General features: G+C 40.9%; 10 protein-coding genes and 1 pseudogene. 7 read left to right on the top strand and 4 right to left on the bottom strand.

What is annotated here, in order from left to right:
- Positions 1 to 33: 33 nt before the first annotated feature.
- From ruvA to HYG93_RS06740, 3 genes are all read right to left on the bottom strand, one after another.
- Complete coding sequence (gene ruvA, locus HYG93_RS06730; protein ID WP_106985645.1) at positions 34 to 636, bottom strand: Holliday junction branch migration protein RuvA; 603 nt, start codon at positions 634 to 636, stop codon at positions 34 to 36.
- A gap of 170 nt (positions 637 to 806) precedes the next feature.
- Complete coding sequence (locus tag HYG93_RS06735; RefSeq protein WP_106985644.1) at positions 807 to 1,682, bottom strand: hypothetical protein; 876 nt, start codon at positions 1,680 to 1,682, stop codon at positions 807 to 809.
- Positions 1,683 to 1,775: 93 nt separating this feature from the next.
- On the bottom strand, positions 1,776 to 3,113 hold the full coding sequence (locus tag HYG93_RS06740; RefSeq protein WP_106985643.1) for a deoxyguanosinetriphosphate triphosphohydrolase: 1,338 nt from the start codon (positions 3,111 to 3,113) through the stop codon (positions 1,776 to 1,778).
- A gap of 206 nt (positions 3,114 to 3,319) precedes the next feature.
- Here HYG93_RS06740 and HYG93_RS06745 point away from each other — a divergent pair, with 206 nt between their 5' ends.
- From HYG93_RS06745 to HYG93_RS06770, 7 genes are all read left to right on the top strand, one after another.
- Positions 3,320 to 4,954 (top strand): arylsulfatase, encoded by a 1,635-nt coding sequence (locus tag HYG93_RS06745; protein ID WP_106985642.1) that lies wholly within the window; start codon positions 3,320 to 3,322, stop codon positions 4,952 to 4,954.
- Between the two features lie 150 nt (positions 4,955 to 5,104).
- Positions 5,105 to 6,142: a M20/M25/M40 family metallo-hydrolase gene (locus HYG93_RS06750; protein ID WP_178962095.1), complete on the top strand. Its 1,038-nt coding sequence runs from the start codon at positions 5,105 to 5,107 to the stop codon at positions 6,140 to 6,142.
- Positions 6,143 to 6,516: 374 nt separating this feature from the next.
- Positions 6,517 to 10,353, top strand: coding sequence for a phosphoribosylformylglycinamidine synthase (gene purL / locus HYG93_RS06755; RefSeq protein WP_178962097.1), 3,837 nt, complete (start codon positions 6,517 to 6,519; stop codon positions 10,351 to 10,353).
- Positions 10,354 to 10,486: 133 nt separating this feature from the next.
- Positions 10,487 to 11,011: a hypothetical protein gene (locus HYG93_RS06760; protein ID WP_178962099.1), complete on the top strand. Its 525-nt coding sequence runs from the start codon at positions 10,487 to 10,489 to the stop codon at positions 11,009 to 11,011.
- A 260-nt stretch (positions 11,012 to 11,271) separates the two neighbouring features.
- Positions 11,272 to 11,397 carry a KGW motif small protein gene (locus HYG93_RS19345; protein WP_252149951.1) on the top strand — a complete coding sequence of 42 codons (126 nt, stop codon included), beginning with the start codon at positions 11,272 to 11,274 and terminating at the stop codon, positions 11,395 to 11,397.
- Between the two features lie 223 nt (positions 11,398 to 11,620).
- Positions 11,621 to 12,325 carry a hypothetical protein gene (locus HYG93_RS06765; RefSeq protein WP_121531200.1) on the top strand — a complete coding sequence of 235 codons (705 nt, stop codon included), beginning with the start codon at positions 11,621 to 11,623 and terminating at the stop codon, positions 12,323 to 12,325.
- Positions 12,318 to 12,635, top strand: coding sequence for an NGG1p interacting factor NIF3 (locus HYG93_RS06770; RefSeq protein WP_121531202.1), 318 nt, complete (start codon positions 12,318 to 12,320; stop codon positions 12,633 to 12,635). Before HYG93_RS06765 ends, HYG93_RS06770 begins: the two co-directional genes overlap by 8 nt.
- Positions 12,636 to 12,879: 244 nt before the next feature.
- Here HYG93_RS06770 and HYG93_RS06775 read toward each other — a convergent pair.
- Positions 12,880 to 13,050 (bottom strand): annotated as a pseudogene (locus HYG93_RS06775) (nitroreductase family protein); the annotation flags it as partial.
- Between the last annotated feature and the right edge of the window lie 129 nt (positions 13,051 to 13,179).

A 13,179-nucleotide genomic window follows, 5' to 3' on the forward strand; every position in this document is an offset into this window, starting at 1 on the left:
CAAATGATAGGTCGGGATATGTTTTTTAATGAGTTATTTATTCATCGACTTTAATGCCGCTCGAATAATATCGCTGGCTTCAGTGAAATCACCTTTAGTCGCATTCACTAATTTTTGTGCTTCGGCAGGTTTATAGCCTAAAGATTGTAAAGCAGCTTCTGCCTCAGCCACAGCGGAGTTGCCCGTAAATTGAATTTGCGGGCTGGTCGAGTTACTTGGAACAGATACAGCTGACATGGCTTTAAAACGGTCACGCAGTTCAATCATCAAACGTTCAGCTGTTTTGGCGCCTACACCTGGTACTTTCACAAGTGTTTTCACATCGCCATTTTCAACGGTATGAATCAGCATTTCGACACTTAAGGTAGATAGTATGCCAAGTGCCATTTTAGGGCCGACACCATTCACTTTAATCAGTGTGCGGAAAATGATTTTTTCTTGCGCATTGGCAAAGCCATAAAGAAGCTGAGCATCTTCGCGTACAGCCAAGTGAGTCCATAAAGTGACTTTTTGTCCTTTTTGCAATTGGCAAAATGTTGAAAGCGGGGTGTCAACTTCGTAGCCAACGCCATTTACATTTAAAAGTACAGTTGGGGCTTCAAGCGCCAGCACTTCACCAATCAGGCATCCGATCATGTAGTTATCTTCTTAAACGAAAAGTGTAAATTGAGTGAGCAGTATTATGCATAATATTGCTCATTGTTATAAACAATTTGTTTGGCCCTAAATAACAAACTCAAATTAAATGTTTGTTTAAGCTCATTCGAATGAATATCAGCTTATAAAATAGAATATAAAAATTATCTTTATAAAAATGAATAAATTTCAGATTCCCAACCTAAGAAATTTTCCCAATCTTTAGTTATTTTATCCTGAGGCTTACCTTGATGGAAAACTTGATAATTAAATCTTTTGGCGTTTTCATCTGCACTTATAAGAATGAGGTTAGAAGAGTTTTGATCTTTGATTTCAAGATGTCCCGAAATAGGAAAATGGATATCCATCATAAAGGGTTGTTCTTGATTATCGAAGCTAACTTCATAGGTGCCAATGGGACTATTTTTTACATGTAATTTTGCTTTGGTTGATAACCAATTAATTTTATTCTCATTTTGATCCAATGTTGAATATTGTGCAGATTCAAAATCAGTTAAAGTGTATGTAGTCATAGCAAAGCGATTTTTTTTTGTTTGGGAGTAAACAACAAGTTGATCTGATTTATTAACCAATCTAATTTTACTCGCTTGTTGTGCATTAATGAGTCGACTTTGTGTGTGCGGTTTGACCGTCGTTGTTGTAATTCGTCCGAGCCAAGTATTTTTATCACCTTGAATAAACTCATTACCTTCTAAATATTCAATAGTTAAGTTCATTTCAATGGTCGTAAGCGTTATTTCTAGATCTTCCCGAATAATTGGATTTGAAGGTGTGATTTTGACAATGCCATCGATCGCTGCATTCACCCCACCAAAATTATCATGTTTGACATTTTTAAAAATATAAGCATTTTTAATTTGCGTAAAAGATCCTGATACAGGGGGAGTTTGTTGGCAAAAATGAATTGCATTACGTGCAGCCTGATCTGCTTCGCCGATTAATGATTGGTCTGTTTTAGCAGTGGCGAGAGTTAGTGAGGTGTATAAGATTTCATTTATAGTTTTATCATCATTCCAGTTAAGCATTTAGTTATTCTCCTAATTATGATATTTACATTTTTAACATCGAAAGATTATATTCTAATTCACTGTTCTACAAAAAAATTTTAATGAATAGGTTTAAAAAAAACCAACTTTATTGCCTTGTAGTTCTTGCGACAAATTATAGGCCTGATGGTCTGAAAATTTAGAGATAATATCTAATACCCTCATGATGTTTTCATAGTGATCTTCACCAAATTGTGTGCCTGAACGCTGTAAAATAGACATTAGGCGCTGCTCTTTAAAGCTCAGCGTTTTATTTGGCGTGGTTAGCGGAATGAACGCATCTAAAATATTTTGTAAGCTTTGATGCGCAATAATTTCTAAACCAGCTTTTTGCGGATGTTCAAAAATTTTATCCCGTGCTAAATCCTTAGCACGATTAATGCCTTGACCAATATCATTTGGGCAATAGTCCAGTAGACTGCCTTGCAGCTGGCCTGAAAGAATTTCAAAATGATGTTTGGCAAAAGCGGTCGTCACTTCATCTACTAGGCGTTTCATGACGCGCCCGCGCAGCGCGGCAATTTTCTGCTGCCACGTGGTATTCATTGAAAGCTCAGATGGAATACCATAGTCGCCAATCAAATTCAGAAAAATAGGCTCAACTTCTTCATAGCTCAGCATGTTGAGAATAATACCGTCTTCCAAATCAATTAGGGCATAGCACATGTCATCGGCAGCTTCGAGCAAGTAGGTCAGCGGGTGACGGCAATAGTGGAAATCACCGAGCTGGATCAGGCCGAGCTGTTCAGCAATTTGCTGCAATATTTCTTTTTCAGATTGGTAGCAGCCAAACTTTGCGCGTTTACTGGCTGGCGTGTTGCCTTGTGACGCAATGGTTTTGGACAGCCATGGATACTTTAAGTAAGCCCCTAAGGTTGCGTAAGTTAAGCGCATCCCGCCGTCATTGGGGTGATAATCAATTTTAGTCAGTAAGCGCAGGCCTTGTGCATTGCCTTCGAATTGGCGTACATCGGCTTCTTGCTCAGGGCTTAAGTCTTTTAAAAAATCGGTATGTGATGCGTCATCAAACCACTCACGGATGGCATATTCACCAGCATGGCCAAATGGCGGGTTGCCAATGTCATGTGCCAGACAGGCAGCTTGAATGATTGCGCCGACATCTGCAGGGGAAATCCAAACCGGAAGCTGATCTTTAATTTTTTCAGCAGCCAGCATGCCAAGTGAGCGGCCGATACAAGACACTTCGAGCGAGTGTGTTAAACGCGTATGAATGCCGTCATGCTGTGTCAGCGGATGGACTTGGGTTTTGCGGTTGAGCTGGCGAAAGCTTTGCGAAAAAATAATACGGTCATAGTCTTTATGAAAAGGGCTGCGCGCCTGTTCAGAACTTTGTTTTTTACTGCCGATACGAACTGTGGAGAGCAGTTCAAGCCAACGCATGTGAGTCATTTATCATTATTCAGTTATTTACTGTATGCATCATGCCAAAATTACAGGAAATGCACTAGAGCAACGCGTTATAGTTTGACACTTTTCCTACGCTATTCAGTGCATAGCTTTGCGGAAATTTAGCTAGAGATTGTCAAATCTTTGACAGGGTTTCAGTCCTGTTTTCAGGCACTGTAGTTTTTTTATAAAAACGCAGATAAAAACAGATGTCACAACAGCAGCCAAATATTTTACTCATTGTCGCAGATGATTTGGGTTTTACTGACCTGGGTGCCTTTGGTGGGGAAATACAAACACCGAATTTAGATGCGATTGCAGTTGAAGGTTTAAGATTTACTAATTTTCATACAGCTTCAACTTGTTCGCCAACCCGCTCGATGCTGCTGTCAGGCACAGATCACCATTTGGCTGGACTAGGGTCGATGGCGGAAGCGATCCGTCCTGAACAAAAGGGCCAGCCGGGCTATGAAGGCTATTTGAATGATCAGGTGGCAGCCTTGCCAGAGCTGCTGCAAGATGCTGGCTATTACACTGTGATGTCTGGGAAATGGCATTTGGGATTAACAGCGGATCGTTTTCCAGCAAAACGCGGTTTTGAAAAGTCTTTTACCTTATTGCCAGGGGCGGCCAATCATTATGCCTTTGAAGCGGATATACCTGAAGAAGAAGTGCCGGGTTTGTTAAAAGTGACCCGCGGTTTATATGCGGAAAATGACGAATATGTGACTTCACTGCCCGAAGATTTTTACTCGTCAGACTATTTTACGGATAAATTGCTGGACTATTTGCAAGATGATACACAGCGCCAAGGCCGTCCATTCTTTGCCTACCTGCCATTTTCGGCGCCGCATTGGCCGCTGCAAGCTCATCGTGATGATATTGCAAAATATCAGGGTGTATATGATGCAGGCCCTGAAGTCTTACGTCAAAAACGTTTGGATCGTGTCCGCGAACTGGGTTTGGTCGGCGCGGATGCAACCATTCATCCAGTACTGGCGAAAACTAAATTTTGGGATGAATTGTCAGATGCAGATAGGAAGCAATCTGCGCGCACCATGGAAGTTTATGCTGCGATGGTGGATAGGCTGGATCAAAACGTTGGCCGTGTGATTGATCATTTAAAGAAAACAGGGCAATACGACAATACGGTTATTATATTCCTGTCTGATAATGGCGCAGAAGGCGCGCAGCTGGAAGCATTGCCTGTATTTGGCCCAGACATTTCGACGGTGATTGCCAAATATTATGACAATGCTTTAGACAATATCGGCAATGGCAATTCCTATGTGTGGTATGGCGAACATTGGGCGCAGGCAGCCACTGCGCCAGCGCGTCTGTATAAGGCGCATACCAGTGAAGGCGGCATCCGTACACCAGCTTTTATTAAACATTCAGGTTTTGGGCGTCAGCAAGGAATCAGCCACGAGTTTCTTACCGTGATGGACTGGCTGCCGACACTCTTAAATGTTTTGGATGTACAGCATCCGGGTACACAATATAAAGGCCGTGATTTAGTGCCGCTGCGCGGTAAAAGTATTCTGCCGTACTTAAACCAGCAGCAAGATCATATTCATGATGTAGACCACATTACAGGCTGGGAGCTGTTCGGGCAAAAAGCATTGCGTAAAGGGGATTGGAAAGCCTTATTTATCCCTGCGCCAAATGGCCCAAATCAGTGGCAGCTGTATAACTTGGCAGTAGATGCTGGTGAGATTGATGATTTGGCAGAGCGGTATCCAGAAAAACTGCATGAGCTTCTGGAAGACTGGAAAGTTTATGTCAAAGAAAATGGCGTGATTGAATTTGCTACTGCCGGCTTTACTTTAAATAAATCAGCTTAACTATTTTTGAAAAATGGAGCATATAGATATTGCTCCATTTTTATATTTAAAATGAAGAGGCAGTGACTTACTTAAAGCGCCTATATCCTCATATATATGCTGAATTAGAATTCTCTAAATATTGATGCATATAAAGATGAGGGGAATTGAATGAAATTTAATTTTTTAGCGCCGTTATTGCTCATTGGCTGCAGTATTTCATTATTTGGCTGCGCTTCAGTTCAAACACCAGGTATTTCGCCAGCAGAAGTTCATTACGCTGCAGTTACACTCAGCAGCACGAAAATGATGGAGCATTTGCAGGCTTTACAGGATATTGCTGTAAAACATGCAGGCAACCGTGCGGTAGGAACTGCGGGTGGGCTGGCAAGTGCAAAATACATTATGAATGAAGCCAAAGAAGCAGGATTCCAAGCGCAGATGATTGCCTTTGAAAATAGAGCAAAGGTGGTTGGTCAAAATATTATTGTCGAAATCAAAGGTAAAAATATAGATGACGCGGTCATTGTGGGTGCACATTATGATTCTGTGAAAACAGGTCCAGGGATTAACGATAATGGTTCAGGCACTGCGCTGCTGCTGGAGTTGATTCACCATTATGCAAAACCGCAAAATAAACCGAACAATACCGTTTATCTTGCTTTTTGGGATTCTGAAGAAGAAGGCATAGGCGGTTCACAGGCCTTTGTTAAAAACTTGACGCCATCTCAGCTGCAGCACACATTGGCTTATATTAATGTTGATATGGTAGGAACAAAAAATCCAGACATTATGATTGCAGATGCGACGAAATCTTCTGTAGATGAAATGGAGAAAATGCTGAAAGAGCGCGGTATGAAAGATGCAGAATTCAAACCGCTGCTGGATGGGCTGCGCGCCGTACCCGTGCATGAAGGAGATGCAGCATTGGAGCAGGTCTTAAGCAAATTTTTTAAGCAAAAAGGAGCTGCGGTTAAAAAAGATATTTCGACTTTAACAGCGAGTGATACTGCGCCGTTCCTCGGAAAAGTTCCAGTGGCCTCAATCATTTTATTTAATGAGCAGATGCAGGGTGACGTTTTGGAGTTTGCACCTTGTTATCATCAGGCTTGTGACACCATTGACTTGATTGATCCTGCATCATTGCAGCTGGCTTCGGAAGCGGTTTTAAATTTGCTGCATTATGTAGATAGTCAAAACTTGAAGTAAGCCTGAGAAAGAATAAGGCTGGTATTAATTGCTGTGAATATTGAGTGAATTTTGAATCAAAAGCGTCAGTATTCATAGCGCTTTGCGCTAGGGTAAATTGTATGCGGTAAGACGCTTATATGCTGAAAAATTCATCAGATAGAGAATTATTTAGAATTAATAATTTTTACAATTAAAACTATGGTAATCTGTGCGACTAGATTCAATATTGCTTACTGAATATAAAAACAAAATTTAAAAAATCTTGTGTCATTCTCGGATAGAAACTGCTTTTGGCATCTAGCTGATTTAACTAATTCACAGTAGAATATGCGCTCTCTTCAAGTCACATTGCGGCTTGGTTCAAAAGACCAGCCCGTGGAGCCAAAATCAGCATGTTTATCGTGGCCGGTGCACCAGCACACTCTTCTTTTAAGAAAACGCAACTATTAACACGTCTATCTTCGATTAGTTCTGTTCAAGAAATTGAAAGCCAATTGGTCTATCTATTTGACCAAGCGCTAAGCGAACAGCAACAGCAATCTGCTTTACAGCTGCTTAATGATGGTCAATCTTTTGAATTGCGCCAGCCAGCAAGTGATGAAGTCCAAATATTAGTGACGCCACGCGTTGGGACAATCTCTCCGTGGTCATCGAAAGCAACGGATATTTTTGCAAACTGTAATACACCGGTTCATCGCCTTGAACGCGGTGTTTTATTTACTTTGAAGGGCGTAAATGCTGTTTCTGATGAAGTAAAACTGGCATTGCATGACCGCATGACAGAAAGCGTGTTCAATCAAATTGAAGAAGCGACTGCGCTGTTCTCTGAAACGGAACCAAAGCCATTAAATGCAATTGATATTTTAGGTCAAGGCAAAGACGCTTTAGTGAAAGCAAACTCTGAGTTTGGTTTTGCACTATCTGACGAAGAAATTGATTATTTAGTTGCAGCGTTTAACAAGCTTGGCCGTAACCCGCATGACATCGAATTGATGATGTTTGCTCAAGCAAACTCTGAGCACTGCCGTCATAAAATCTTTGGTTCAGAATGGACAATTGATGGCGAAGTTCAGCCATTGTCATTGTTCCAAATGATTAAGAACACCTATAAAGAATCTCCAGATGACGTTTTGTCTGCATATAAAGACAACGCATCAGTGATCGTGGGCTTTGACACTCAACGTTTCTATCCGAAAAAAGACGAAGAAACAGGTCAGCACGTTTACAAATATAAGAGCCAAGCTGCTCACATCTTAATGAAGGTGGAAACGCATAACCATCCGACAGCGATTGCACCTTTTGCAGGCGCAGCGACTGGTTCAGGCGGTGAAATCCGTGATGAAGGCGCTACAGGCCGTGGCGGTAAGCCAAAAGCAGGTTTAACAGGTTTCACTGTTTCTAACTTGAACATTCCTGGCTTTGAACAGCCTTGGGAAGAAAACTACGGCAAGCCGTCTCGTATGGCATCTCCGCTTCAAATTATGATTGAAGGCCCATTGGGTGGCGCTGCGTTTAACAACGAATTCGGCCGTCCTGCTTTAAATGGTTACTTCCGTACCTTTGAACAAAATGTAAATGGCGACGTAAAAGGTTTCCATAAGCCAATTATGATTGCTGGCGGTTACGGTAACATCCGTCCTGACCATGTTGAAAAAGATGCAATCCAACCGGGTGATCTTTTAATCGTACTTGGCGGTCCTGCCATGCTGATCGGTCTAGGCGGCGGTGCTGCATCTTCTGTAGACAGCGGTAAGTTAGGTGAAAACTTAGACTTCGCATCTGTACAGCGTGAAAACCCAGAAATGGAACGTCGTTGCCAAGAAGTGATTGATGCTTGCTGGCGCATGGAAGACCATAACCCAATCGTGTCTGTACATGACGTGGGTGCGGGTGGTATCTCAAATGCAATGCCTGAACTTGTGAACGATCATGAGTTAGGTGCAATCCTTGATCTTCGTAAAATTCCATCATTGGAAAAAGGCATGTCTCCAATGGAGCTCTGGTCGAACGAAGCGCAAGAGCGTTATGTATTGGCCATCCGTCCAAGCTCATTAGAATTATTTGAATCACTGTGCGCACGTGAACGCTGCCCATTCGCCGTACTTGGTGAAGCAACTGAAGCGCGTCAATTGACTGTGAACGATCCATTGTTTGAAAACAAAGCTGTGGATATGCCAATGCAAGTGATGCTTGGCGGTACACCGCGTATGAGCCGTTCATACGAAACGATTGAACGTAAAGGCGATGACTTTACTGCTGAAACAGTAACAGATTTGAAAGATGCGATTTACCGCGTTCTTAAGAATCCTACAGTTGCATCTAAGTCGTTCTTAATCACGATTGGTGACCGTTCGATTACAGGTATGGTTGCACGTGATCAGTTCGTCGGTAAGTGGCAAGTGCCTGTAGCAGATGCTGCAGTAACAACGACAAGCCTTGTAGGTTATACAGGTGAAGCAATGGCAATGGGTGAGCGTCCGCCAGTTGCATTGTTGAATCCTGCTGCTTCTGCACGTTTATCTGTAGCAGAGTCAATCTCAAACATCATGTCTGCAAAAATCGACCAGATCAGCGACATTAAATTGTCTGCAAACTGGATGGCTGCTGCAGGTCAACAAGGTGAAGACCAAGCGCTATTCGAAGGTGTTAAAGCCATCGGTATGGAAATGTGTCCTGCACTAGGTATTGCAATTCCAGTGGGTAAAGACTCATTGTCTATGCGTACAACGTGGAATGACGAAGGCGAAGATAAATCTGTAACTTCTCCAATGTCAGGCGTGATCACAGCATTTGCACCTGTGACTGATGTTCGTAAAACATTGACACCTGAACTTAAAAATATCGAGTCTGTACTTGTACGTATCGATCTTTCTAAAGGTCAATTCCGTCTTGGCGGTTCGATCCTTGCTCAGGTTTATAAAGCAATCGGTTCTGTAACACCTGACGTAGACAGCTTCGATGACTTCAAAGCATTCTTTGCATTGGTTCAAGACTGGAACAACCGTGGTCTAATCAAGGCTTACCATGACATCGGTGATGGCGGTCTATTGGCAACTGTTGCAGAAATGATGTTCGCTTCACGCCTAGGTGCAGCGCTTGAAGATCAATCTACTGCAAGCTTGTTTGCAGAAGAAATTGGTGCAGTGCTACAAATCAGCAAAGCGGATTGGGCTACCTTAGAAGCTGAAGTTGCAGCGTCTAGCCTTAAAGATGCAATTGCAGTTGTAGGTACTGTAAACGATACAGATACTTTAACTGTAAATGGTTTGAGCTTAGACCGTGCTGAATTACAGCAAGCATGGACTGAAGTGTCACATCAAATCCAACGTCTGCGTGACAACGTAGAAACTGCGGATCAAGAATATGCATTAATCGCGGACAAATCACATGCAGGTTTAATTGCAAAACCAACATTTGATTTGAACGAGCCAATCGAAGCACCGTACATCAATGAACGCCGTCCAAACATGGTGATTCTGCGTGAGCAGGGTGTTAACGGTCATGTAGAGATGGCTGCTGCATTCGATAAAGTCGGCTTCAACACTGTAGACGTACACATGAGCGACTTGCTTGCTGGCCGTATCAGTCTTGATGACTTTGAAGGTTTAGTAGCATGTGGCGGTTTCTCTTACGGTGACGTATTGGGCGCAGGCGGCGGTTGGGCTAAATCTGTATTGTTCAATCCAAAACTTCGTGACCAATTTGAGAAATTCTTCAACCGTGATGAAACTTTCTCTCTAGGCATTTGTAACGGCTGTCAAATGCTGTCTCAGCTTGCACCATTAATTCCGGGTGCAGAAGCTTGGCCACGTTTCCACCGCAATACTTCAGAGATGTTTGAAGCGCGTGTTGTAAACGTACGCGTTGAAAAATCAAATTCTGTATTGTTAGAAGGTATGGAAGGTTCGATTCTTCCTATCGCTGTAGCACATGGTGAAGGTCGTGTGGTTACAAGCGCAGAAAACATTGCAGCATTGAATGCTGGTGATCAAGTGATCTTGCGTTATGTAGATAGCCAAGGCAACCCAACGCAGCATTACCCAATGAACCCGAACGGTTCGCCAGAAGCGATTTCAGGTGTAACGTCTAAAGACGGCCGTGCAACGATTATGATGCCACACCCTGAACGTAACTTCCGTGCGATTCAGCACTCTTGGAAACCAGAAGATTGGGATCAAGATGGTGCATGGTTACGTATGTTCCGTAATGCCCGTAAATTTATTGGTTAATTGATTTAATCAACAATTTGAAAAAGCCCCGAAAGGGGCTTTTTTTATGGCAATGGGATAATCATCCTTCAGCGTTTTAAATGGTTCAGCTTTTCGTTTAAGATGAGTTGCTAAAATAAAAAATACATTACTTATGAATCTACAAAAATTAGTAAAAATTCCTCTGATTGTTATTCTGAGTATTATTTTTCTGAATGGCTGTGACGCGTATATGTGGCGACAGAATGTTGTACAGCTCCATGAAGTGGAAAAAAGAGGTGGACAACTTCAGCTGGATATTGATCACAATTTAATGGGAGTGGATGCAGATCTGAATGGTATCCGTGATGATATTGATCTTTATATCGCTCAAAATTTTAAACAGATAGAGCAGCAAAGGGCAGTTAGCCAATATGCGGTGCAATTACAAAATAGCCTATTAGTAGATAAACAGAACCTAGCGCAGGTTAAACATATTTCATTTGAGAAATCACGTGCGATAGGGTGCATCTATGAACGTTTTCCAGCAGATGAATTACCTAGAGCAATGACGGTTGTTAAAGATATCAGTGCAATTACTATGAATACCAAAATACGTTTTAAAGCGCATTTAGCATTTAGTCAGGCTTTGGATGGAACTGTAATGACATTGGCTAATAGTAATTTATGTAATAAATAATATTGTAAAATAATGTCTTAATTTTACCTTATGGAAAAATATTAAAACATTGGTTAAGATGCCTCATTATTATGCCACCTATTTGGTGGTTTTTTGTGTCTGCAACTTTTGCAGTCTCCCATGCTGAACTTGGTTTAGATTTTGCTTTTATATTTGTGGAAACATGCTAGTGTGTAATTTATGCACAATAACTATGCAAAATAAAAGAAAGATGGATAACTAAACGAGTTCAGTATCAACACTCATGATGAGGTGATGACATGATTAAAATAGTAGATTATTCGGCAGTTGATAAGTCTGCACTGCGTAAAAAGGGCTGGAAGCTTTTTGGTGCAGTTATATGTTTGCAGTTAGTGTTTTTAGTTTTGGGTTATGCTTTTCACTAAAGCGATTGTTTAAAATATAAACTGCCACGAGGCGGTTTTTTTATTTTGAGATTCTTTTTATTTTGACAGGCCAAAAGTAACAAAACCCTTTTGTTAGACTGATGGGACATCCTATCCCGCTGTCTAAGGCGACATTCATGTCGCTAGCCATGTGATTAAATATTAGTAATTATTTTTTTTCTTTTGTTATCATGTATTAAATATAAAATTTATGAGTTAAACATTGAAAACAAAAAATAACAGATTAAAAGGAAATACAGTATTTGGCTTTGTTGTCGGTTTGCTCGGAATAGCCTGTGGCTTATGGCTTTTAATTTTTCTAGAGAAAATATCGGGGGCTGAATTTGTTGCTTTTAGCTTTGGATTTGCTGTAATTGGACTGATTATCGCTTTCGCTGCAGAGGTGCAGGAGTTTTCGATTGCAGGAAATGGAGTCAAATTAAAAGAATTAAGATCGGAAGCTGAGAAAACTATAGAAGAGTTGAAAGAAGCGAGAACAGTATTATTTAGAATTTTAGTTGAAAAGAGTATTAACAATTCTGGTGGATTCGGAAGTAATAATGCAGTAGATGAGAGAGTTGATCATTTTTTGAATTTAGTTAATGATGTAGAGAAGTTTGATGTTATTGATGATTTAAAAAGTGATCTTTCAAGAGCTCTAAATATAATAATGGTTGGACAATATAATGAATTATGCATTATTCATAAAGAACCAAAAAAAGTAGGTGATGATTTTAGTAATAGTGATAAACCACATTTTTTGTATATTGCATTAAATGATGAAGTAATTAAATTATATAAAGGTAATCAAACACCAGTTGTAGACTTTGATACTAAAAAAAGTGAAATTATGGGTGGGTTAGAGGCATATTCAAAGCTATATGCTATAAAAGTCAAACTTGATAAATTAGAAACTGATAATGCTTAAACTGATCTACTACGTCCCAGAATCACATCTTGAATCTACCAAATTTGCCGTATTTGAAGCAGGGGCAGGCGGTATAGGCAATTATGAACACTGTGCTTGGCAAGTGCTAGGTACAGGGCAATTTAAGCCAGTAAAAGGTGCAAATCCGTTTATAGGTGAGCTGGACGCTTTGGAGCAAATTCCAGAATGGCGAGTGGAAACGATAGTGCCTGAAGAAAAGGCAAGTGCGGTAGCAAGGGTTTTAAAGGTAAGTCATCCTTATGAAGAGCCAGCTTTTGAGTTTATTCAAATGGTGGATATAACGTTCTAAAAGAATAAGGTTGTAGCGGTGTCTTGCTATTAGACATTTTACTTTTGGGAATAACCTTCGGTTCGACCTACTTTTCTTTCGGGAAAAGTAGGCAAAACCATTGTCATCAGCAGAACTCGTTATATTCCGTCATGTGATGAATAACATCGCAAAAACGATAATTATTGAATCGAGTCCTGCCTCGTACAGCTGCTGATGACATTTCCGCGTCTCATATTACTGCTAAACGTAAATATAGTTTGAATTAAACCTTCTGAATAAATAAATCACGGTCAAAACGATATTGCGGGAAGAACACACCATCTACAGCACGTTCACCTGCGCCAATCACCATCACAGGATATTGCTGACTATTTAAACCTAAAATTTTATTCACCAAAGGCTCATCAAAACCTTCCATCATGCAGCTGTCAAAACGAGGGTGTAAATAATTCTGTGTAAATACAGTTTTAAAAATACTTGGTTACACGCTCTTCAAACATGATACTAAAGCGGTTCATAGCAGATTTCCAATTTTGGATAGGCATTGTCCATTTTTTGCTTG

Origin of the sequence: Acinetobacter sp. SwsAc6, assembly GCF_013391565.1 — a bacterium.
GTDB lineage: Bacteria > Pseudomonadota > Gammaproteobacteria > Pseudomonadales > Moraxellaceae > Acinetobacter > Acinetobacter cumulans.